Source organism: Erwinia sp. V90_4 (assembly GCF_029967685.1).
Classification (GTDB): Bacteria; Pseudomonadota; Gammaproteobacteria; order Enterobacterales; family Enterobacteriaceae; genus Erwinia; species Erwinia aphidicola.
In genome coordinates this window covers 90,548-111,892 of sequence record NZ_JASCAQ010000063.1, presented here as the reverse complement: position 1 = coordinate 111,892, position 21,345 = coordinate 90,548, and the positions used below count along the sequence as shown (strand labels likewise).

Here is a 21,345-nt window from a genome sequence, read left to right as displayed (position 1 = left end):
GGTGTCATTATCTCGGGTCGACCGGAAAAAATGGTCGACCCCTACGGGTTACAACCGCTCCCGGCCTGGTAGGGGCTGACCCTCTTTTTCGGTCAGCCCGCAGCGGTGTCATTATCTCGGGTCGACCGGAAAAAATGGTCGACCCCTACGGGTTACAACTGCTCCCGGCGTGGTAGGGGCTGACCCTCTTTTTCGGTCAGCCCGCAATGGTGAAATGGGTAAACGGTCGTTCCATAAGATCCCGGCGGGTTAAATCGGGCACTCCTGGGGGGCTTCTTCCGTGTTTAGCAGCAGTAAATTCAACATGCTATTGGCGATCTCACGTTCGCCCATCACCACGCGATCCGCACCGCGCTCCATAATGTAATCCACTTCATCGTCATAGTGCGCACGGGCGATAATCTCAATGTTCGGGCGCTTCTCACGCGCAGCCGTCACAATCTCCCCCGCTTCATAGCCATTCGGAATAGTCAGCAGCAGCCAGCGTGCGCAGTCGAGACGCGCCAGCTCCATGGTATCGATGCGCGCCGCGTTACCCAGCACCGCTTTGATGCCCTGCTCGCGTAAGGCTTCCACGCGCGGGCGGCTGTTCTCCACCACCACAATCGGCACGCCGGCTGCCATCAGGCGGCTACCCAGCAGGCTGCCAACGCGGCCAAAGCCGACAATCACCGCGTGGTTGCACAAATCCACCGGGATCTGCTTCTCTTCCTCTACGGCCTCTTCCATCGTCAGCTGTTCGATGCTTTCGGTTTTTTGCAGATACTTCTCCAGCAGAGCAAACAGAATCGGATTGAGCATAATCGACAGGATAGCCCCCGCCAGCACCAGGTTGCGCCCGCTGTCCGGCAGCAGATTCAGGGAGATCCCCAGCCCGGCGAGAATAAAGGCGAACTCACCAATCTGTGCGAGGCTGACGGAGATGGTCAGCGCGGTTCGCTTTGAGTGACCAAACATGCTGACCAGCAGCAGCGCCACCAGCGATTTGCCCAGTACGATAATCGCCAGTGCGCCGAGCACCGCCAGCGGCTGCTGGATCAGGATCATCGGGTCGAACAGCATCCCGACCGAGACAAAGAACAGCACCGCAAACGCATCGCGCAGCGGCAGCGTATCGTGCGCCGCCCGATGGCTCAGCTCCGATTCATTCAGCACCATGCCAGCGAAGAAGGCACCGAGCGCGAAGGAGACATCAAAGAATTCTACCGCGCCAAAGGCGATACCCAGCGCCAGCGCCAGCACCGCCAGGGTAAACAGCTCGCGCGAGCCGGTGGCGGCACTGCGGGCGAGGATCCACGGCACCACGCGCCGGCCCACCACCATCATCAGCACCATAAACGCCACCACCTTACCAATAGTGATCAGCAGGTCGAACAGCACCATGCCGACGCTGGCTTTGCCCTCTTCAAACAGCCCGGCCACCGCAGGCAGCAGCACCAGCGCCAGCACCATCACCAGGTCTTCCACAATCAGCCAGCCAATCGCAATCTGTCCGCGCTGGCTGTCAATCAGCTGTCGTTCTTCCAGCGCGCGCAGCAACACCACGGTGCTGGCGGTGGAAAGGCAGAGTCCAAACACCAGCCCGGTCATCATTGGCCATCCCAGCGCCCACGACAGCCCCATTCCGAGCAGCGTGGCGGCGGCGATCTGCGCAATCGCCCCCGGGATGGCTATCGACTTTACCGCCATCAAATCTTTCATCGAGAAGTGCAGACCAACGCCAAACATCAACAGGATCACGCCCAGCTCGGCCAGCTCTGGCGCCAGGTTGGTATCGGCGACAAAACCCGGGGTAAATGGCCCGGCCAGCACGCCAGCCAGCAGATAACCGACCAGAGGAGAGATGCGCAGGCGGTTCGCCAGCATACCGAAGAGGAACGCGAGGACTAAGCCTCCGACAATCGTGGTGATAAGCGGTGTGGTGTGGTGCATATCCTCTCCTTTGAATGGAAATGTGTCCGATTGTAAGTTTTTAGTGTATGGCAAATTCTGACGGGGCGCTTGTCATAATTGGTAATAACGGCAAAAAATCTGAATCATTGAGATGAAGTCGCCAGAAAGTGCGATTTATCCCACTTATCAGTGTGCGGAGCAGGCTTTTCAGGAGAGTAACCCGGCGCGAAATACAGTTATCGCACCGGGCTGGGACTATTTACGGCGGTTATCAGGCAGGAAAGCAGTCAGGATGCCAAGAAGCGGCAGATAAGCACAGATTTGATAGACCACATCAATGCTGCTGTGGTCAGCCACCAGGCCCAGTATCGCCGCGCCCAGCCCGCCCATGCCGAAGGCAAAACCGAAAAACAGACCGGAAACCATGCCGATACGCCCTGGCATCAGCTCCTGGGCATACACCAGAATGGCGGAAAAGGCTGAGGCGAGAATAAAGCCAATCACCACCGACAGCGCGCCGGTCCACCACAGGTTGGCGTGCGGCAGCAGCAGCGTAAACGGCGCCACGCCGAGAATGGACACCCAGATCACGCGCTTGCGGCCAATACGGTCGCCGATCGGCCCGCCAATCACCGTCCCGGCCGCCACGGCGAACAGAAACGCGAACAGGTGCAGCTGCGCGCTCTGCACCGTCAGGCCAAACTTGTGCATCAGATAGAAGGTGTAATAGCTGCTCAGGCTGGTGAGATAGAAGTATTTGGAGAAAATCAGCACCAGCAGAATCGAAATGGCCAACGCCACCTGACGGCGGGGCAGCGGGCTAATGGCACTCTGCGCATGGCTTTTACTGGCGCGATGCTGAGTCTGATACCAGCGGCCGATCTGCAACAGCACCACAATCGCCAGCAGCGCGGCCAGCGAGAACCATGCGACGTTGCCGCGCCCGTAAGGGGCAATGATCAGCGCGGCCAGCAGCGGGCCGAGTGAGCTACCCAGATTGCCGCCCACCTGGAACAGCGACTGCGCCAGGCCGTGACGGCCGCCGGATGCCATGCGCGCCACGCGTGACGACTCGGGATGAAACACCGACGAGCCAGTACCCACCAGCGCCGCCGCGACCAGTACCATGGGGAAGTTATTCGCCATCGCCAGTAGCACCAGCCCGGACAAGGTAAAGCCCATGCCAATCGGTAGCGACCACGGCTGCGGGTGTTTATCGGTATAATAGCCAATCAGCGGCTGCAGCAGCGAGGCGGTCACCTGATAGGTCAGGGTGATCATGCCGATTTGCACAAAGCTCAGCGAGAAGTCACTCTGCAGCAGCGGGTAAATCGCCAGGATCAGCGACTGGATCATATCGTTTAGCAGATGGGCAACGCTGATCGCGCCGAGAATGCCAAAAGCGGTACGCTTCACCGGCAGATTCGCTGAAGCGAGGGTGTCATTACTTGCCATAAATTAACCTGTCATCGAAATTTGTTTTTATTAGAGAAGTTCAAGGGTGTGCCCCTGCCTGCAATATAAGACGGAGAGATTACCCTTCAGACCTCATCCTGCTGCATAATCAGCCGGAAGTCACAAAAAATTAAAACTTTGTTACCTAATGCAGTTGTTCAACAAGGAGAGGCAGAGTGCCAGTACTGAAAAAAAGTTTAATCAGCGTGCTGACGGTAGCGCTGTTATCCACCCCCCTGATGGCGCAGGCGTGGGTGAAAGATCGCACCTATAAATTTACCGTCCTGCACACCAACGATCACCATGGGCGCTTCTGGCCAAACGAGCATGATGAGTATGGTCTGGCGGCGCAAAAAACCATGATGGACCAGATCCGCTATGAAGTGCAGGCGCACGGCGGCGCGACGTTGATCCTCTCCGGCGGCGATATCAATACCGGCGTACCGGAATCGGACCTGCAGGATGCCGAACCGGATTTTCGCGGCATGAACCTGATTGGCTACGACGCCATGGCGATTGGCAATCACGAGTTTGATAACCCGCTTTCCGTCCTGCGCCAGCAGCAAAAATGGGCCAAGTTCCCGCTGCTTTCCGCCAATATTTATCAGAAAAGCACCGGCAAGCGCCTGTTCCAGCCCTATGCACTGTTCAACCGCATGGGCCTGAAGATTGCGGTGATCGGCCTGACCACCGATGACACGGCGAAGATCGGCAACCCGGAGAACTTTACCGACATTCTGTTCCATAAACCGGCCACCGAAGCGAAAGCGGTGGTGGAAGAGCTGCGTGCAACAGAGAAGCCTGACGTGATTATTGCTGCCACCCATATGGGGCACTACGACAACGGCCAGCACGGTTCCAACGCCCCGGGCGATGTGGAGATGGCGCGCGAGCTGCCTGCCGGTTATCTCGATATGATCGTCGGCGGCCACTCGCAGGACCCGGTGTGCATGGCGAAAGAGAATGTGAAGCAGGCCGACTATGTACCGGGCACCCCCTGTACGCCGGACCGCCAGAACGGCACCTGGATTGTGCAGGCGCACGAGTGGGGCAAATATATTGGCCGCGCCGACTTTACCTTCCTGAACGGCAAGCTGACGCTGGAGCACTACGAACTGGTGCCGATCAACCTGAAACATAAGATTACCAACGCTGACGGCAGCAGCAGCTGGGTGAACTACACGCCTGAAATTGTCAAAAACAGCGCGATGCAGAAACTGCTGACGCCGTTCCAGAAAAAAGGCGAAGCGCAGCTCGGCGTAAAAATCGGCAGCGTCAATGGCCATCTGGAGGGGGATCGCAGCAAGGTACGCTTTGTACAGACCAACATGGCACGCCTGATCCTTGAAGGGCAGATCGACCGCACCAAAGCCGATTTCGCGGTGATGAGCGGTGGCGGCGTGCGTGATTCGATTGAAGAGGGCGCAATAACCTATAAAGACGTACTCAAGGTGCAGCCGTTTGGCAACACGCTGGTGTATGTCGATATGAAAGGCAGCGAGGTGGAAAAATATCTGGCGGTGGTGGCCAATAAGCAGGTGGATTCCGGGGCTTACGCTCAGTTTGCCCGCGTCAGCCTGGTGGCCGACGGTACGGGCGTCAGCGCGGTGAAGATCAATGGTCAGCCGCTGGATGCAGAGAAAACCTACCGCATGGCGACGCTAAGCTTTAACGCCACAGGCGGTGACGGTTACCCGGTGATTGATAAGCTGCCGGGCTACGTGAATACCGGCTTTGTCGATGCGGAAGTGCTGAAACAGTACATTGAGAGCCACTCACCGCTCGACGTGGCGAAATACCAGCCTGCCGGAGAAATTGTCTATCAAAAGGGCGGAGAACAACCGGCCGAGAGTGCAAAGCCGGTAGAGGATGAGAAGCCGCTGGCGCCGAAGAAATGGCGCCAGGCGAAAATCGATACTGTCATGCGTTAACGGATTTTTTTCTCCAGGGGTCGGCCGCTTTTTGGGTCGACCCAAACGTCAGCCTGCGGGCGGACCGAAACAGCGGGGCCGCCCCGACAAATCCGTTCGCGCACTTTATCGTACAGCCAGTTATACAACATGGTGTAAGGCAGGAAGAACAGGAAAAACGCCACTTCAATCAGGAATGCCTGCCACAGCGAAATGCCCAGCATCCAGGCTGCAATCGGCAGGCCGATAAGAATAAATCCACCCTCGAAGCCCAGCGCGTGCAGCACGCGTAATCCCACTCCTCGCTTAACCTTATTACGCGGCCACAAGCGGTCAAAACCGGCGTTATAAATCATGTTCCAGACCATTGCTACCGTTGACAACATAATTGCCAGCGCGCCCATCTGGAATAACGGTTTATCCATCACCCACGCGGCCAGCGGCGAAACAATCGCAATCGCCAGAACCTCAAAACCTGCGGCGTGAAAGAACCGTTCTTTCAGGGAACGACCAGACATAGTGAACTCCATTATTTTCAGTAGTACAGGGCTAGTAAATTGCCGTAGGGGCCTGGCATGCCTGGCCCGAATATGTTGGTCATTATCCGCCGTTTTTTTGCTAAGATAAAATGACTATCCATCGATAAAAGCGATATATCTATGCGCTACTCCCCGGAATCTCTTGAAGCCTTCGTTCAGACTGTAGAAAGCGGTTCGTTCTCGGCGGCGGCGCGTGCGCTGCGCAAAAGCCAGTCCACCGTCAGCACGGCGGTGGCCAATCTGGAAAGCGATCTTGGCTTCACGCTGTTTAACCGCGAGGCGCGCACCCCGGTGCTGACCGAAAACGGCCAACGGGCGCTGGCGCAGGTAAAAGAGATCCTCGCGGCGTCATCACAGCTGGATGAGCTGGCAATGCGCCTGGCGGGGGAGGTGGAACCCTGTCTGCGGCTGGCGATCTCCGATTTCTGGCAGGCGGATTATCATGAATCGCTGCTGCAGCGCCTCTCTGCGCGTTACCCGGACATTGAGTTTGAATGCATGATTGCCGAGGATGCCGACGTTATCGATCTGCTGCAAAATGGCCGTGCGCACATTGGCGTGGTGCGGGTCCAGCAGCACTACCCGGTGGATATCTGCGTGCAGCGCTTGCAGGTTGAAGCGCAGATGGCGATCTATCTGCATCAGGATCATCCGCTGGCGCAGCAGGCGCAGGTCAGTGAAGCGGAGTTAAAACAGCTGCGCCAGCTGCGGCTCAATACCTGGGTGGAGCAGCAGCCCGCACCGGCCGGAAAAGTGTGGCTGGCACCGTCGTATCTGCTGCTGCTGGAGATGGCCGAGCAGGGCTTTGGCTGGAGTATTTTGCCGCGCTGGCTCACCGAACAGTTTGGTCATCAGCTGCTGCGCGAGCTGCCGGTGGCGGGCTGGCCGCAGAATATTCAGGTGGATGCCGTCTGGTCACGCCGGGCGCCGCCGGGGCCGGCAGGGCGCTGGATGATCGATCAGCTGATTGCCCAGCGATCGGACTAATCGCGTTTGGCGATATCGGCGAAGCGGGCGTCGAGCAGCTGCGCCAGATCCTGCGGGGCTAGCTCGATATCCAGCCCGCGGCGACCGCCGGAGACATAAATGGTGGCAAACTGCTGCGCCAGCTGGTCGATAACCGTCGGCAGGCGTTTTTTCTGCCCCAGCGGGCTGATGCCGCCCAGCAGATAACCGCTGCTGCGCTGCGCAAACTGCGGATCGGCCATTTCGACCTTTTTCGCCCCCAGCGCTTTCGCCACCTTTTTCAGATCCAGCTGTCCGGCAACCGGGGTGACCGCCACGGCCAGCGTCTTATTGTCACCATTTAGTGCGATCAGCAGCGTTTTATACACCTGATCCGCATTGAGATTGAGCTTGCGCACCGCCTCATCGCCAAAATGCGTTTCGCTGCTGTCGTGCTCGTAAGGGTGCAGCGTAAATGTGACCTTTTGTTTTTCAAGCAGTTTTACTGCGGGTGTCATAATCACTCACCTTCTTTGCGCGATATAATAAAAGAGTGAACCTCTGATGAATAAAAAACTGGCGAAATTTTGCGCTTTGAGCGACAATCTGGCCCGCGTCAGCCCGAGGGCTGAGACGATAACAAAAATCATAAAAATGTTGTTATTGACGGGCCGATTTCAACATCGGCCTTTTTTTTATGCTTTTTTCAGCAGGCCGGGCAGGTTGCCTTCGCCGTAAAGGTGCAGTGCGCCGACCGCCACCACGTAACGTCCCGGCGGGAGCTGGCGCAGCAGCTGGCTCCACTGCTGATTGCGCTGATGCATCAGCAGGTCGTTCAGACTGCTGCTGAAGGTGTTCGGCAGCTCCAGCTTGCCGAGGCTGCCCGGCGGCGCTTCCAGCCACCAGCTGACCATAGTTTGCAGCAGGCGGGCGTTGGTGTGCCAGTGCTCCAGCGTGTCCTCCAGCAGCGGCAGTCCGTTGTCCGGCAGGGAGTTCAGCAGCGCCAGCTGGGTTTCCGGCCCCTCCAGCTCAATCACCTTTTTTTCCAGCCCGCGCGCGGCCTGCAGCAGCTGATAGTCGATGCCGCAGTCGGCGTGCAGCCCAAGGCGCTGAGCCTGCTGCGCCTGCAGCATCAGCGCCACCTGCCAGGCGGGCAGCGTGTCGATGCGCTCCGGGGAGATCCCCAGCTCTGCCGCCCGCTGTTGCAGGGTGCTGAGCTGCACAGCGCTGAGGCGCTCTGCCAGCGGTGGGCAGACTGCGCTGTCGCTGAACGGCGAGCCACCGGCGGTAATATCGGCCTCCACTATCAATGCGTCGGCCTGGCGTAAACGCGCCATCAGCACGGCAGGCAGCGGCAGCATATTGCGCGTGCCCATATGAATACTGCCGACCAGATGCAGCCGGCAATCGCCCAGCGTGACGTCCAGCGCCGGATAGCTGTAGTTCACCGGCCAGAACCTGTCGCGTAGCGCCCGCAGTACCTGCACAAGATTCCTCATCATTTCCCGCCTCATCCGTTTAGTGCCACCATGCTAACGCGATAACTCGCTGACGGACAGGGCAAAACGAAGCGCAGCCGCGAGGATTCAGTGCTGCGGCGGACGATAGCGGATCAGGCGGTTGGCGTTGCTGACCACGGTAATCGAAGAGAGCGCCATTGCTGCGCCAGCCACCACCGGGCTGAGCAGCGTGCCGGTCAGCGGGTAGAGCACCCCGGCCGCGATCGGGATCCCCGCCGCGTTATAGATAAACGCCCCAAGGAGATTCTGTTTCATATTACGCAGGGTCGCTTTGGCGATGGATAACGCATCGACCACCGCATTCAGATCCTGGCGCATCAGGGAAATCGCCGCCGTTTCAATCGCCACATCACTGCCGCCGCCCATGGCAATGCCGACATCGGCCTGCGCCAGCGCCGGGGCATCATTGATGCCGTCGCCAATCATCGCCACCTGCTGGCCCTGCTGCTGCAGGTGGGCGATCGCTGCGGCTTTACCCGCCGGTAATACGCCCGCAATCACCCTGTCGATCCCGGCTTCGCGCGCAATGGCAGAGGCGGTGATTGGGTTATCCCCGGTCAGCATCACCAGCTGATAACCGCGCTGGTGCAGGCGCTGCAGCGCGCCGACGCTCTCCTGGCGCAGCGGATCGCGGATGGCAAACAGGGCGACAAGGTGGCCGTCGGCGGCCAGCAGCACCGGAGTAGCCCCCGTCTCTGCCAGCTTATCCATCTGCTGCTGCACGCTATCGGTGGCAATCTGCTGTTGCGCCATCAGCGCGGGGTTACCCAACAGCAGCGGAATGCCGTCGAGTATGCCGCTGACGCCCTGGCCCGGTATTGTACGAAATTGCGCAATGTCCGGCAGGGAGCTAAGGCCCGCACGCGCGACGATTGCCTGCGCCAGCGGATGGCCGGAACCCTGCTCCAGCGCGGCAGCCTGGCGTAATACCGACGGCTCATCGGCCCCGTTAAACAACTGAATCGCGACCACGCGCGGCTTGCCCTCGGTCAGGGTGCCGGTTTTATCGAACACCAGCGTGCTGAGGGTGCTGGCCCGTTGCAGTGCATCGGCATCGCGCACCAGCACGCCAAACTCGGCGGCGCGCCCGACGCCGGCAATAATCGACATTGGCGTGGCCAGACCGAGCGCACAGGGGCAGGCGATGATCAGTACGGTGGTGGCGATCACCAGCGTGTAAACGATTTGCGGGGCGGGGCCGAACAGATACCAGACGGCGGCGCTCAGCAGCGCAATCACCACCACGGTGGGAACAAAGATCGCCGAGATCTTATCCGCCAGCTGGCCGATCGCCGGCTTGCTGCTCTGCGCCTGGCGCACCAGCTGGATAATGCGCGACAGGGTGGTATTTTTGCCAATCGCATCGGCCCGCAGCAGCACGCTGCCATCCTGCATTACCGTTCCGGCATGCAGCGTATCGCCTGCGGATTTCTGCTGCGGAACCGCTTCCCCGGTCAGCATGGCCTCGTCCAGCCAGGCTTCGCCCTGGATAATCGTGCCGTCAACCGGCACGCGATCGCCGGTGTTGACCCGCAGCGTCATCCCCAGCGTCACTGCGCTGAGCGCCAGGGTCTGCTCGCCCCGGTCAGTGACCACGCGCGCCGTCGGTGGCGTCAGGTCAAGCAGCTTTTCCAGCGCCTGCGACGAGCGCTGGCGCGCGCGCTGCTCCAGCATATGCCCAAGGTTAATCAGGCCGATGATCATCGCGCTGGCTTCATAGTAGAGGTGGCGGGCGGCCATTGGGAACAGGTCGGGCCACAGGTTGACCGCCATGGAGTAAAGCCAGGCCGCCGCGGTGCCGAGCGCCACCAGGGTATCCATCGTTACCGTACGGTTGCGCAGGCTTTTCCACGCGCTGCGGTAGAAGTGCCCACCGGCAATCGCCATCACCAGCAACGTCACTACGCCAACCATCAGCCAGCCGCTGCGGTTGGTGGCGCTCAACATCATATTGTCGCCGACCATGCCCCACAGCATCAGCGGAATACCGAGCGCCAGCGCCAGCGCCGCCTGCCAGCGAAAACGCTGCACTGCGGCCTGCGCGCTCTGCTGCTGCTTTTCCCGCCGCTTAACGTCATCTTCGATGATTTCTGCGCCATAGCCGGCACGCGTCACCGCGTCAATCAGAGACTGCGGCTGCGCCGAACCCAGCACCAGCGCGCTGCGCTCGGCCAGGTTCACCCGCGCCTGGCTAACGCCGTCCACCTCCTGCAGCGCATGCTGCACGCGGCTGACGCAGCTGGCGCAGCTCATGCCGTCAATCAGCAGGTGAAAACTCTCTGCCGGAAGCGTGGCATTATCCGCTGTCAGCGCTTCCGGCTGAGTTTCTGAGTCTGTCAGCGGATCAGCCTTTGGGTGCGAACCGTCCTGCGCCACGCGGGCATGGTAGCCCGCCTGCTCAATCGTGGCGATCAGCTGATCGGCACTGGCGTCGCCGGAAATGCGCGCGGCATCAATGCTGACTTGCGCCAGTTCAACATCCGGGCGTTTTTCCAGCGTCTCTTTCACCCGCTTCACGCAGTGGCCGCAGGTCAGACCGTCGAGAGCCAGTAAGGTTATTTGCGACATATCATCTCTCCTGTTAATCCGGTTTGACCCGGGACTGTTTTTGCATTAGTTATGGAGGTTAAACCTTCCATCAAGGGGAAGGTCAAGGGGGCGATAATGAACATTAGCGACGTGGCAAAAAAAACCGGCTTAACCAGTAAAGCGATTCGTTTCTACGAGGAGAAAGGGCTGGTGACGCCGCCGCTGCGGACGGAAAACGGCTATCGCAGCTACAGTGCCAAACAGCTGGAGGAGCTGACCCTGCTGCGCCAGGCCCGCCAGGTGGGGTTTACTCTGGATGAGTGCCGTGAAATGGTCAGCCTGTTCAACAACCCGCAGCGCCACAGCGCCGATGTCAAAGCGCGCACGCTGAGCAAAGTGGCGGAGATTGAAGCGCATATCACCGAGCTGCAGCTGATGCGCCAGAAGCTGTTAGACCTGGCAGCCAGCTGCCCCGGTGATGACGGGGCCGACTGCCCAATCATCGATCATCTGGCGGGCTGCTGCCACAGCGCGCAACGCAGTTAGCCAGCGCGGCGCACGACGCGCAGCGTGATCCCTTCCACCGCCACCACCACAATGTCGCTTCCCGCAGGCAAATCTTCCTCCGCCTGCACGCGCCAGTTACCGTCCCCAATACGCACATGGCCGAAGCCGTTGACCAGCGGCGCATCCAGCGTCAGCTGACGGCCAACCATCTGCTGCCCGCGCTGGTTCAAGGTGGAGGGGGGCTGGTGGCGATCGCGGCCTTTCAGCCAGCTGTACCACCACAGCGCGGCAAGAATGGTCAGCACGGCGAAGCTCAGCCCCTGCCATGCCCACGGCATCGGCACCAGCCACACCAGCAGGCTGACCAGCACCGCCGCCACGCCGCTCCACAACAGATAGCCGCTGGCGCCGAGCATCTCGGCGGCCAGCAGCAGGCCGCCCAGCGTCAGCCACAGCCACCACGGATTGGCTAACAGCTCATCCAGCAGCATCAACGTTTACGCTCCGCTTTGCTTTCGCCCAGCAGTTCACCGATCCCGGCGATTGAGCCCATCAGGCTGCTGGCATCCAGCGGCATCATCACCACTTTGCTGTTGCTGGAGGAGCCGATATTTTGCAGCGCGTCGGTATATTTCTGCGCCACGAAGTAGTTAATCGCCTGAATATCCCCGGCGGCAATCGCCTCGGACACCATTTTGGTGGCCTGCGCTTCCGCTTCTGCCCCGCGTTCACGCGCTTCGGCCGCGAGGAATGCCGACTGACGCTCGCCTTCCGCTTTCAGGATCTGCGACTGCTTCTCGCCTTCGGCGCGCAGGATTGCCGCCTGACGAACCCCTTCCGCTTCGAGGATATCGGCGCGCTTGGTACGCTCGGCCTTCATCTGCGCGTTCATCGACGCAATCAGTTCGGCAGGCGGGCGCACGTCGCGGATCTCAATACGGGTAATTTTGATGCCCCACGGGTTGGTGGCTTCATCGACAATATGCAGCAGGCGGGTATTGATGTTATCGCGCTGCGACAGCATCTCATCCAGCTCCATCGAGCCAAGCACAGTACGCATGTTGGTCATGGTGAGGTTGATGATCGCCAGCTCAAGGTTGCTGACCTCATAGGCGGCGCGCGCCGGGTCGACCACCTGGATAAAGCACACGGCATCGATGGTGACGCTGGCGTTATCTTTGGAGATGATCTCCTGTGAGGGGATATCCAGCACCTGTTCCATCATATTGATTTTACGACCTACGCGATCCATAAACGGGACCACCAGGTTCAGGCCAGGCTGCAGCGTATTGGTGTAGCGACCGAAACGTTCCACGGTCCACTGGTAGCCCTGCGGAACAATTTTTATCCCGGACCAGACAAGGATCAGTGCCAGAACGATAATGACGGGAATCACAGTAAACATAAAATAACCTCCGGATTGTTATTATTGTAGGGGCTGATGGCGTTACCTGCCGCCCCTGTCTGGCACCTGTGCCAACCGTGGAGGGTTGACCGGAAAAGAGGGTCAACCCCTACGGGGTCATGCTTTGCGCAACGGTGGGGGACGACCCTGTTTTTCGGTCGTCCGGTGCGTGAATCATTTGTAGGGGACGACCCTCTTTTTCGGTCGTCCCGCTCTTAGTACAGCAGAGAATAGAGCTGACGGCGGTATTTCGCGGCCAGCGCATCGCCGGTCCCCAGCGCGGCGAGGATCTCCTGCAGCATCTTACGCGCCTGCCCATCGGCCGCGCCGAGATCTTTCTTCAGATGGCTGAACAGCAGCTCCAGCGCCTCTTCATTGCGCCCGACCTGGTGGAACTGCAGCGCCAGCTGGGTGGCCAGCTCGACATTATCCGGCTCGGCTTCAATCTGCTGCTGCAGCTGCTGAATTTCCGGCGTATCCGCCGCCTGCTTCAGCAGGTCAATCTGCGCCACCAGCCCCTGATAGCGGGTATCCTGGTCCTGCAGCGGCACCACTTTCAGCACCGCTTCAGCTTCTTCACTGCGGTTGAGGCCAATCAGCACTTCCGCCAGCAGGAAGCCGATCTCGCTATTCTGATTGCTCAGCGCCCATGCATCCTTCAGCAGCGGCAGCGCATCAATCAGCTTGCCTTCGTCCATCAGCTGCATCGCCTGCTGCGCTAACAGCTGCTCTTTTTTTGGCAGCACTTTTTCCAGCAGGGCGCGCACCGCTTCTTCCGGCTGCGGACCCTGGAAGCCGTCAACCGGCTGGCCGTTCTGGAACAGGTACACGGTCGGAATCGAGCGCAGGCCAAACTGCTGCGCTACGGCCGGCTCGGCGTCACAATCCAGGCGCGCCAGAATGAACTGTCCGGCGTACTCCTGGGCCAGGCGGTCAAGCAGCGGCGTCAGCTGCTCACAGTGCTGGCTGCGGCCGGACCAGAAGTAGAACAGAACGGGGATCTGCATCGACTGTTCCAGCGTCTGGTGCAGGTTGGTTTCGTTAATCTCGACGATCGCGGCTTGTGGTGACATGAATTTCATCTCTTTAATGACTGATGTTGCTAACTGTATGGGGGCAGAGGCCGCAGCTTCAAGGGCCGCAGGCTAATTCTGGCGTAATAACCGATCCATCATCCAGCCCGGCAGTAAACGGCGTAACGCGCTGAGCGCGTGTGCGACCAGCGTCACAGGATAGCGCAGGCGCGGGTGGCGGCTCTCCAGCGCGTGCCGCAGCTTGGGCAGAATCGCCTCCGGCGGCAGCGTGAACCGCGCGGCAATGCCGGGGTTCTTCACCGGCTGGTCCTGCTGCGACTGATGGACATTATCGGTGAAGCGGGTGTGGATCGGGCCAGGTTCGATCAGGCTGACGCGCACGCCGCTGCCGTGCAGCTCCATGCGTAACGCATCGGACCAGGCTTCCAGCGCATACTTACTGGCGGCGTAAGCCCCGCGCTTCGGCGTAGAGATCAATCCCATCACCGAGCTGGTATTAATAATGCGCCCGCTGCCGCCGTTGATCAAAGCCGGCAGCAGCAGGGTGGTGAGCTGGTGGGTGCCAAACAGATTGGTGGCGAACTGCTGCTCCAACTGCTGGCGGGAGATCGACTGCAGCGGGCCATACAGCCCGAAGCCGTCGTTGTTAAACAGCCCATAGAGATCGCCCCCGCACAGCGTGAGGATCTGCGCGGCGGCCCGCTCAACGCTGGCAGCATCGTCGAGGTCGAGCAGCACGCCGCTGAAACCCAGCTGGTTCATGCGCTCTACATCCTGCGGTTTACGGCAGGCGGCAATCACATGGTAGCCGCGCCGCAGCAGATCGTTGGCGGATACCAGACCGATACCGCTGGAACTCCCGGTAATCACTATCGATTTTTGCATTTCTTTACCTGCTATGGCGCCCAACGCCGGGTTACTCATGCTTAACTAGGGGGGCCAGTTCTTTTGCCATCAGTTCGGCAATAAAAGGCTGCGCCGCCGGATTTGGGTGGATCCCGTCATCCTGCATCCACTCCGGCTTCAGGTAGACCTGCTCCATAAAAAACGGCACCAGCGGGATTGAATACTGCTTTGCCACTTTGGGATAGATGGCGGCGAAGGATTGCGTATAGCGTTTGCCGTAGTTGGCGGGCAGCATCACCTGCATCAGCAGCGGCTGCGCGTTTGCCGCCTTTACCTGGCTAATGATCTGGTTCAGATCCTGCTCTACCTGCTGCGGCGGGAAACCACGTAAACCGTCGTTGCCCCCCAGCTCAATCAGTACCCAGCGCGGCTGATGCTGTTTCAGCAGCGCCGGCAGACGTGCCAGTCCCTGCGTCGCGGTATCGCCACTTATGCTACCGTTAACAATCAACGGCGACTTTTGCCACTTATCATTGAGTAACGCAGGCCATGCGGCCGTGGCGGACATGCGGTAACCGGCACTCAGACTGTCGCCCAGCACCAGCAGCGTATCTGCCGCCGTCGCACGCAGCGTCATCAAGGCTAATAATAACAGGACAGGGTAATGCCAGCGGAAAACATTCTTGAAGTTCATCGTCTTAGTAAGTCCGTCGGTCAGGGTGATCATCATCTTTCCATCCTTACCGGAGTTGAGCTGGTTGTCAAACCGGCTGAAACCCTCGCGCTGATCGGCGAGTCGGGATCGGGCAAGTCGACGCTGCTCGGAATTCTGGCCGGGCTGGACGACGGCAGCGAAGGCGAAGTGCTGATGCTCGGCCAGCCACTGCACAAGATGAACGAAGAGCAGCGGGCGGCGCTGCGGGCGAAAAACGTCGGCTTCGTGTTCCAGTCGTTTATGCTGGTGCCGACCCTTAACGCGCAGGAAAACGTCCAGCTACCCGCCCTGCTGCGCGGCGACAGCGACCGCCAGAGCCGCGAACAGGCCGCCGCGCTGCTGGCCCAGCTGGGGTTAGGCGAGCGCCTGACGCACCTGCCCGCGCAGCTTTCCGGCGGGGAACAGCAGCGCGTGGCGCTGGCGCGCGCGTTTAACGGCCGCCCGGCGCTGCTGTTTGCCGATGAGCCGACTGGCAACCTTGACCGCAAAACCGGCGACCGTATTGCCGACCTGCTGTTTTCCATGAACCGCGACTTCGCCACCACCCTGATCCTCGTCACCCACGATGAACAGCTGGCCGCCCGCTGCGACCGCCGCCTGCGCCTGCGCGACGGCAAGCTGTGGGAGGAAGCATGATCTGGCGCTGGTTCTGGCGCGAGTGGAAGTCGCCCTCGCTGCTGATTGTCTGGCTGGCACTGACGCTGGCGGTGGCCTGCGTGCTGGCGCTCGGCTCGCTTAGCGACCGCATGGAGAAAGGGCTGAGCCAGCAGAGCCGGGACTTTATGGCCGGCGACCGCACGCTGCGCAGCGGCAAAGAAGTGCCGGAGGAGTGGCTGTCGCAGGCGCGTGCCGACGGCTTACAGGTCGGGCGCCAGCTGACCTTTATGACCATGACGTTCGCGGGCGATACGCCCCAGCTGGCCTCGGTGAAGGCGGTTGACGATCTCTATCCGATGTTTGGTGAGCTGAGCACTGCGCCAGCCGGGTTAAAACCGGCGGCGGGCACGGTGCTGGCCGCACCGCGACTGCTGGCGCTGCTCGAGCGTAAAGCCGGGGATAACCTCGACGTTGGCGATACCACGCTGCGCATTGCCGGCGAGGTGATTCAGGAGCCGGACGCCGGCTTTAACCCGTTCCAGACCGCGCCCCGCCTGCTGATGAACCTGGCCGACGTCGCGAAGACCGGTGCTATCCAGCCCGGCAGCCGCGTCACCTGGCGCTATAAATTCTCCGGTACTCCGCAGCAGCTGGCGCGCTACGACAGCTATATCGCGTCGCGGATTACCCCGGAACAGCGCTGGATAAGCGTGGAGAACTCGGAGGATGCGCTGGGTAAATCGATGCAGCGCGCCCAGCAGTTCCTGCTGCTGTCGGCGCTGCTGACGCTGATGCTGGCCATCGCCGCCGTGGCGGTCGCCATGAGCCACTACTGCCGCAGCCGCTACGATCTGGTGGCGGTGCTGAAAACCCTGGGCGCCAATCGAGGGGCGCTGCGGCGGCTGATTGTCGGCCAGTGGCTGGCGGTGCTGCTGCTGGCGGCGATCGTCGGCAGCGCCATTGGCCTCGGCTTTGAAGCGCTGCTGCTACAGATGCTGCGCCCGGTGCTGCCCGGCGAACTGCCTGCCGCCAGCGCCTGGCCGTGGCTGTGGGCGGTGGGATCGCTGTTTGTGATTTCGCTGCTGGTCGGCCTGCGCCCGTATCGCCTGCTGCTGGCAACCCAGCCGCTGCGCGTGCTGCGGCGCGATGCGGTCGCCGATATCTGGCCGCTGAAGATCTACCTGCCGCTGATGGCGCTGGTGGTGATTGGCCTGCTGGCGCTGCTGGTCGGCGGCAGTAAGCTGCTGTGGGCGCTGGTGGCGGGCATTGTGCTGCTCTCGCTGCTGCTGGGTGCCATCGGCTGGGGGGGCCTGCTGCTGCTGCGCCGCCTGACGCTGCGCAATCTGGCCTTCCGCCTGGCGGTTAACCGCCTGCTGCGCCAGCCGTGGACGACCCTCAGCCAGCTGGCGGCGTTCTCGCTGTCGTTTATGCTGCTGGCCCTGCTGCTGGTGATGCGCGGCGATCTGCTGGACCGCTGGCAGCAGCAGATGCCGCCGGGCAGCCCGAACTACTTCCTGCTGAACATCACCGGGCAGCAGGTGCCGCAGGTGCAGGCCTTCCTTGAACAGCATCAGGTGAAGCCGGAAACCTTCTACCCGATTGCCCGCGTGCGCCTGACCGGGATTAACCACCAGCCCGCCGATCCTGAAATGGATAATTCGCTGAATCGCGAGCTGAATCTCACCTGGCTAAAAGATTTGCCGGACCATAATCCGCTGACCTCCGGCAGCTGGCCGCCGCAGCGCGGTGACGTGTCGATTGAGCAGGAGCTGGCCGGGCGGCTGGGGGTGAAGCTTGGGGATACGCTGACTTTTACCGGCGATACGCAAGAGTTCAGCGCCCGGATCACCAGCATGCGTAAAGTCGACTGGGAGAGCCTGAAGCCCAACTTCTTCTTTATCTTCCCGCCGGGCGCGCTCGACGGCCAGCCGCAGACCTGGCTGACCAGCTTCCGCCTGGACAATAACAGCGCGCTGCTGGCCCAGCTCAACCGCCAGTTCCCGACGCTCAGCCTGCTGGATATCGGCAGCATTATGCGTCAGATAGGGCAGGTGCTGGCGCAGGTTAGCCAGGCGCTGGAGATTATGGTGGTGCTGGTGACGGCCTGTGGCGTGCTGCTGCTGCTGGCGCAGATCCAGGTCGGGATGCGTCAGCGCCGTCAGGAGCTGGTGGTCTACCGCACGCTCGGTGCCAGCAAGAGGCTACTGCGCGGCACGCTGTGGTGCGAGTTTGCGCTACTCGGTCTGGTTTCCGGCGTGGCGGCCGCCATCGGTGCGGAAGCGGCGCTGTGGGGGCTGCAGCGCAAGGTATTCGACTTCCCGTGGCAGCCGGATTACGTGCTGTGGGGGGCGCTGCCGTTAACCGGTGCGCTGCTGCTGTCGATCTGCGGCGGCTGGCTGGGTATTCGTCTGCTGAAGGGCAAGGCCTTGTTCAGAGGGTATTACGCGGAATAAAGCACGGAAGGGAGAGGCATGCCTCTCCCCTACTTAAGACGGATGATTACCCGAGTTTTTCCACCGCCCACGCAATGCCGCTGGCGTACTCCGGCGGCAGCATCGGTACCAGCGCATTCAGCGCTGCGCTTAACGCCGCCGGACTGACGTCCGCCAGATTAAGGTGGCCAACCTTGCGCCCGGCGCGCACCTCTTTCTCATACCAGTGCAGATGCACCAGCGGCTGGTTCAGCCAGTCGAGGTTCAGGTCAGTGCCGATCAGGTTCACCATGACCGCCGGGGTGCTGACCACTGGCGTGGGCAGCGCCAGGCCAAGAATCGCCCGCAGGTGTAGCTCAAACTGGCTGATAGACGCGCCGTTCTGCGTCCAGTGGCCGCTGTTGTGCACGCGCGGGGCCAGCTCGTTGATCAGCAGACCTTCCGGCACCACAAAGCACTCCATCGCCATCACGCCAACGTAGTTCAGCTCATTCATGATCGCCGACAGCATGCGCTCCGCCTGCTGCTGATGCTCTGCATTCACGTCCGGCAGCACCACGCTGGTACGCAGAATGCCGTCCTGATGCAGGTTGTGCGTCAGCGGGTAGAACACGGTGTGACCGTCGTGCCCGCGCGCACCGACCAGCGACATCTCGCCGGAGAAGTTAATCCCCTGCTCAACAATGCATTCACCGTAGCAGTCAGCGGGCAGCGTCCCGGTCTCATCCGCACGCAGGCGCCACTGGCCGCGGCCGTCATACCCCCCGGTGCGCCGCTTAACGATGGCCAACTCGCCGAGGGTGGTGAACACCTGCGCCCACTCGTCGGCAGCGGACAGCAGTTGCCAGGGGGCCGTCGCCAGACCGAGGCGGTCCAGCAGCTGCTTCTGGGTTAAGCGGTCCGCCAGCAGCGGGAAAATGTCACGGTTAACGAACGCGTTGTGGCTTGCCAGCTCGCGCGTCAGGGCGGTTTCCGGCCAGCGTTCAATCTCGGCGGTGATCACGCTCTGCGCAATCGGCAGCGCTTGCGGCTCGGCATCCAGCCCGACCGGATAAACCGCAATACCCAGCGGCTCTCCGGCCTGGCGCAGCATGCGGCCCAGCTGGCCGTTACCTAATACGCAGACCGGCTTCATGCCTCCACCTGCGGATCCGGGTTGTTCAGCACGTCATCGGTCTGCGTCTGGCGCCAGTTCGCCAGGCGGCCCGCCAGCGCAGCATCGTGCAGCGCAAGGATCTGCGCAGCCAGCAGGGCGGCGTTCGCCGCACCGGCTTTGCCAATCGCCAGCGTACCGACCGGGATGCCGCGCGGCATCTGCACGATAGAGTACAGGCTGTCGACCCCGCTCAGCGCCGCGCTCTGCACCGGCACGCCCAGCACCGGCACCAGGGTTTTCGCAGCCAGCATGCCCGGCAGATGCGCCGCGCCGCCTGCACCCGCAATAATCACCTGGAAGCCGTTATCGGCGGCCTGTTCGGCAAAGCTGAACAGTTTGTCCGGGGTACGGTGCGCAGACACCACTTCACAGTGGAACGGAACGTCGAGGCTGGTGAGGATTTCCGCTGCAAACTGCATGGTTGCCCAGTCACTTTTGGAACCCATAACAATAGCAATGCGGGCCGGGGCGGCGTTGGATGACATGCGGGTCTGACTCCTGTGATTGTAAAACGTCACCGCAGCAGCACGGATACGGGCTGCGGGGTGGGAAGGGCAGAGAGAATATCACGACTGCGCGGCGAGGAAAACGGTTGCGTGGCGTCAACTGGCGCAGGATGGCGCCAAAATTTTGATTCAGAACGGGAAGGAAATCAGCGCAATCTCATCAGGGCCGACTTTGATCATCGAACCCTCTTCGTGCCAGGCGCCGAGCACCAGGCGTTCGGCGGGCAGACCGTTAATGTTCAGCGCATGCACGGCCGGGCGATGAGTATGCCCGTGGATCAGACAGGGCACCTGATGGCGGCTCATGGCGTCAACCACCGCCTGCGGATTGACATCCATAATCGCGAGATCTTTATTGCGGTTGGCCTGCTTGCTGCCGTTGCGCATCTTGCGCGCGAGGCGCTGGCGCACGAACAGCGGCAGGGCAAGGAAAACGCGTTGCAGCCAGCGCTGTTGCACCTTCTGGCGATAGCGCTGATAGCCCTCGTCGTCGGTACACAGCGTGTCGCCGTGCATAATCAGCACGCGCCTGCCGTACAGCTCCAGCACCTGCTCTTGCGGCAGCAGCGTCATCCCCGCCGCGCGCGCGAAGCGTTTCCCGACCAGGAAATCGCGGTTGCCGTGGATAAAATAGCAGGGGATGTTGAGCTGGCGCAGCGCGGTCGCCACTTCGGCGTGCAGCGGGTTCGGGTCGTCGTCACCGATCCAGGCTTCAAACAGATCGCCGAGAATATACAGCGCGTCGGCGTGCTGCGCTTCACGGCGTAAAAAATGCAGAAAACCGGCAGTGATTGCCGGTTCTTCAGTACACAGATGCAGATCTGCGATAAACAGCGTGTGCGACATTATTCGCTGACGGTGACTTTCTGGATAATCACGTCGTCTTTTGGCACATCCTGGTGCATGCCGCTGCGGCCGGTAGACACGGCTTTGATTTTCTCAACCACGTCCATACCTTCAACCACTTCAGCAAACACGCAGTAACCCCAGCCCTGCAGGCTTTCGTCACGGAAGTTCAGGAAGTCGTTGTCTGCCACGTTAATAAAGAACTGCGCGGTAGCCGAGTGAGGAGCCTGAGTACGCGCCATTGCCAGCGTGCCTTTGGTGTTTTTCAGACCGTTGCTGGCTTCGTTCTGGATCTCAGCTTTGGTCTCTTTCTGCTTCATGCCCGGCTCAAAGCCGCCGCCCTGGATCATAAAGCCGTTGATCACGCGGTGGAAGATGGTGTTGTCGTAGAAACCTTCGCGGCAGTATTCCAGGAAGTTTGCAACGGTAGCCGGTGCTTTATCGTTGAAAGTTTTGATGACGATATCGCCATGATTAGTCTGGAAAGTAACCATTTTCTCATCCTGTCAG

The 21,345-nt window shown here is 60.7% G+C and carries 20 protein-coding genes; 5 read left to right on the top strand and 15 right to left on the bottom strand.

All coding sequences use genetic code 11. The features are described from left to right. Positions 1-249: 249 nt before the first annotated feature. A complete protein-coding gene (gene ybaL, locus QLG07_RS19605) occupies positions 250-1,932 on the bottom strand; it encodes a YbaL family putative K(+) efflux transporter (RefSeq protein WP_048916874.1) in 1,683 nt (560 codons plus the stop codon). A gap of 216 nt (positions 1,933-2,148) precedes the next feature. Then, the gene (locus tag QLG07_RS19600) at positions 2,149-3,348 is read right to left on the bottom strand and encodes an MFS transporter (protein ID WP_282469989.1); all 1,200 of its coding nucleotides are present in this window, start codon (positions 3,346-3,348) and stop codon (positions 2,149-2,151) included. A gap of 176 nt (positions 3,349-3,524) precedes the next feature. Between QLG07_RS19600 and ushA the strand changes: the two genes are divergently transcribed. Beyond that, positions 3,525-5,279: a bifunctional UDP-sugar hydrolase/5'-nucleotidase UshA gene (gene ushA / locus QLG07_RS19595; protein ID WP_099754174.1), complete on the top strand. Its 1,755-nt coding sequence runs from the start codon at positions 3,525-3,527 to the stop codon at positions 5,277-5,279. Here ushA and QLG07_RS19590 read toward each other — a convergent pair. Then, positions 5,276-5,776 carry a multidrug/biocide efflux PACE transporter gene (locus tag QLG07_RS19590; RefSeq protein WP_133624253.1) on the bottom strand — a complete coding sequence of 167 codons (501 nt, stop codon included), beginning with the start codon at positions 5,774-5,776 and terminating at the stop codon, positions 5,276-5,278. The two genes, ushA and QLG07_RS19590, sit on opposite strands and share 4 nt — an antisense overlap. A 141-nt stretch (positions 5,777-5,917) precedes the next feature. Here QLG07_RS19590 and QLG07_RS19585 point away from each other — a divergent pair, with 141 nt between their 5' ends. Then, complete coding sequence (locus QLG07_RS19585) at positions 5,918-6,784, top strand: LysR family transcriptional regulator (RefSeq protein ID WP_048916871.1); 867 nt, start codon at positions 5,918-5,920, stop codon at positions 6,782-6,784. Here the strand turns inward: QLG07_RS19585 and ybaK are convergent. The 3 genes from ybaK to copA form a co-directional block, all read right to left on the bottom strand. Further along, the gene (gene ybaK, locus QLG07_RS19580; RefSeq protein ID WP_048916870.1) at positions 6,781-7,260 is read right to left on the bottom strand and encodes a Cys-tRNA(Pro)/Cys-tRNA(Cys) deacylase YbaK; all 480 of its coding nucleotides are present in this window, start codon (positions 7,258-7,260) and stop codon (positions 6,781-6,783) included. The two genes, QLG07_RS19585 and ybaK, sit on opposite strands and share 4 nt — an antisense overlap. A gap of 177 nt (positions 7,261-7,437) precedes the next feature. After that, positions 7,438-8,241, bottom strand: a complete 804-nt coding sequence (locus QLG07_RS19575) for a TraB/GumN family protein (RefSeq protein WP_282469992.1) — start codon at positions 8,239-8,241, stop codon at positions 7,438-7,440. A gap of 87 nt (positions 8,242-8,328) precedes the next feature. Next, entirely contained in the window at positions 8,329-10,830 is a 2,502-nt protein-coding gene (gene copA / locus QLG07_RS19570; protein WP_282469988.1) for a copper-exporting P-type ATPase CopA, read from the bottom strand. A gap of 96 nt (positions 10,831-10,926) precedes the next feature. On the opposite strand from copA, the gene cueR reads away from it, so the two are divergent. Next, positions 10,927-11,337 carry a Cu(I)-responsive transcriptional regulator gene (gene cueR / locus QLG07_RS19565; protein WP_048916867.1) on the top strand — a complete coding sequence of 137 codons (411 nt, stop codon included), beginning with the start codon at positions 10,927-10,929 and terminating at the stop codon, positions 11,335-11,337. On the opposite strand, the gene QLG07_RS19560 is transcribed toward cueR, so the two are convergent. The 5 genes from QLG07_RS19560 to tesA all read right to left on the bottom strand — a co-directional run bounded on the left by QLG07_RS19560 (position 11,334) and on the right by tesA (position 15,277). After that, positions 11,334-11,786, bottom strand: a complete 453-nt coding sequence (locus tag QLG07_RS19560; RefSeq protein WP_048916882.1) for an NfeD family protein — start codon at positions 11,784-11,786, stop codon at positions 11,334-11,336. The two genes, cueR and QLG07_RS19560, sit on opposite strands and share 4 nt — an antisense overlap. A gap of 2 nt (positions 11,787-11,788) precedes the next feature. Further along, on the bottom strand, positions 11,789-12,703 hold the full coding sequence (locus QLG07_RS19555) for an SPFH domain-containing protein (RefSeq protein ID WP_048916866.1): 915 nt from the start codon (positions 12,701-12,703) through the stop codon (positions 11,789-11,791). 215 nt (positions 12,704-12,918) lie between these two features. Beyond that, positions 12,919-13,776 (bottom strand): co-chaperone YbbN, encoded by an 858-nt coding sequence (locus QLG07_RS19550; protein WP_048916865.1) that lies wholly within the window; start codon positions 13,774-13,776, stop codon positions 12,919-12,921. Positions 13,777-13,848: 72 nt separating this feature from the next. After that, the gene (locus tag QLG07_RS19545; RefSeq protein ID WP_282469987.1) at positions 13,849-14,622 is read right to left on the bottom strand and encodes an SDR family oxidoreductase; all 774 of its coding nucleotides are present in this window, start codon (positions 14,620-14,622) and stop codon (positions 13,849-13,851) included. Between the two features lie 31 nt (positions 14,623-14,653). Next, positions 14,654-15,277, bottom strand: a complete 624-nt coding sequence (gene tesA, locus QLG07_RS19540; RefSeq protein ID WP_048916881.1) for a multifunctional acyl-CoA thioesterase I/protease I/lysophospholipase L1 — start codon at positions 15,275-15,277, stop codon at positions 14,654-14,656. Between tesA and ybbA the strand changes: the two genes are divergently transcribed. Both ybbA and ybbP read left to right on the top strand, forming a co-directional pair. After that, positions 15,248-15,934: a putative ABC transporter ATP-binding protein YbbA gene (gene ybbA, locus QLG07_RS19535; RefSeq protein WP_133624248.1), complete on the top strand. Its 687-nt coding sequence runs from the start codon at positions 15,248-15,250 to the stop codon at positions 15,932-15,934. The genes tesA and ybbA overlap by 30 nt on opposite strands. Next, complete coding sequence (gene ybbP / locus QLG07_RS19530) at positions 15,931-18,348, top strand: putative ABC transporter permease subunit YbbP (protein ID WP_282469986.1); 2,418 nt, start codon at positions 15,931-15,933, stop codon at positions 18,346-18,348. The genes ybbA and ybbP overlap by 4 nt, the downstream gene beginning before the upstream one ends. A 46-nt stretch (positions 18,349-18,394) precedes the next feature. Here the strand turns inward: ybbP and purK are convergent, their stop codons facing one another. The 4 genes from purK to ppiB form a co-directional block, all read right to left on the bottom strand. Next, positions 18,395-19,462, bottom strand: a complete 1,068-nt coding sequence (gene purK, locus QLG07_RS19525) for a 5-(carboxyamino)imidazole ribonucleotide synthase (protein ID WP_282469985.1) — start codon at positions 19,460-19,462, stop codon at positions 18,395-18,397. Continuing rightward, positions 19,459-19,968, bottom strand: a complete 510-nt coding sequence (gene purE / locus QLG07_RS19520; protein ID WP_048916860.1) for a 5-(carboxyamino)imidazole ribonucleotide mutase — start codon at positions 19,966-19,968, stop codon at positions 19,459-19,461. The genes purK and purE overlap by 4 nt, the downstream gene beginning before the upstream one ends. Positions 19,969-20,118: 150 nt before the next feature. Continuing rightward, complete coding sequence (lpxH, locus tag QLG07_RS19515) at positions 20,119-20,835, bottom strand: UDP-2,3-diacylglucosamine diphosphatase (protein WP_282469984.1); 717 nt, start codon at positions 20,833-20,835, stop codon at positions 20,119-20,121. Continuing rightward, positions 20,835-21,329: a peptidylprolyl isomerase B gene (gene ppiB, locus QLG07_RS19510; protein WP_282469983.1), complete on the bottom strand. Its 495-nt coding sequence runs from the start codon at positions 21,327-21,329 to the stop codon at positions 20,835-20,837. The genes lpxH and ppiB overlap by 1 nt, the downstream gene beginning before the upstream one ends. Positions 21,330-21,345: the final 16 nt, after the last annotated feature.

Bases quoted from the DNA above. Each gene is read 5' to 3' on its own strand.
- cueR (WP_048916867.1), top strand. From the start codon at position 10,927: ATGAACATTAGCGACGTGGCAAAAAAAACCGGCTTAACCAGTAAAGCG.
- purK (WP_282469985.1), bottom strand. From the start codon at position 19,462: ATGAAGCCGGTCTGCGTATTAGGTAACGGCCAGCTGGGCCGCATGCTG.
- ppiB (WP_282469983.1), bottom strand. From the start codon at position 21,329: ATGGTTACTTTCCAGACTAATCATGGCGATATCGTCATCAAAACTTTC.
- QLG07_RS19590 (WP_133624253.1), bottom strand. From the start codon at position 5,776: ATGTCTGGTCGTTCCCTGAAAGAACGGTTCTTTCACGCCGCAGGTTTT.
- ybbA (WP_133624248.1), top strand. From the start codon at position 15,248: ATGCCAGCGGAAAACATTCTTGAAGTTCATCGTCTTAGTAAGTCCGTC.
- copA (WP_282469988.1), bottom strand. From the start codon at position 10,830: ATGTCGCAAATAACCTTACTGGCTCTCGACGGTCTGACCTGCGGCCAC.
- purE (WP_048916860.1), bottom strand. From the start codon at position 19,968: ATGTCATCCAACGCCGCCCCGGCCCGCATTGCTATTGTTATGGGTTCC.
- QLG07_RS19555 (WP_048916866.1), bottom strand. From the start codon at position 12,703: ATGTTTACTGTGATTCCCGTCATTATCGTTCTGGCACTGATCCTTGTC.
- QLG07_RS19585 (WP_048916871.1), top strand. From the start codon at position 5,918: ATGCGCTACTCCCCGGAATCTCTTGAAGCCTTCGTTCAGACTGTAGAA.
- QLG07_RS19550 (WP_048916865.1), bottom strand. From the start codon at position 13,776: ATGTCACCACAAGCCGCGATCGTCGAGATTAACGAAACCAACCTGCAC.
- tesA (WP_048916881.1), bottom strand. From the start codon at position 15,277: ATGAACTTCAAGAATGTTTTCCGCTGGCATTACCCTGTCCTGTTATTA.
- QLG07_RS19600 (WP_282469989.1), bottom strand. From the start codon at position 3,348: ATGGCAAGTAATGACACCCTCGCTTCAGCGAATCTGCCGGTGAAGCGT.
- ybaL (WP_048916874.1), bottom strand. From the start codon at position 1,932: ATGCACCACACCACACCGCTTATCACCACGATTGTCGGAGGCTTAGTC.
- ybbP (WP_282469986.1), top strand. From the start codon at position 15,931: ATGATCTGGCGCTGGTTCTGGCGCGAGTGGAAGTCGCCCTCGCTGCTG.
- QLG07_RS19575 (WP_282469992.1), bottom strand. From the start codon at position 8,241: ATGAGGAATCTTGTGCAGGTACTGCGGGCGCTACGCGACAGGTTCTGG.
- QLG07_RS19545 (WP_282469987.1), bottom strand. From the start codon at position 14,622: ATGCAAAAATCGATAGTGATTACCGGGAGTTCCAGCGGTATCGGTCTG.
- ybaK (WP_048916870.1), bottom strand. From the start codon at position 7,260: ATGACACCCGCAGTAAAACTGCTTGAAAAACAAAAGGTCACATTTACG.
- lpxH (WP_282469984.1), bottom strand. From the start codon at position 20,835: ATGTCGCACACGCTGTTTATCGCAGATCTGCATCTGTGTACTGAAGAA.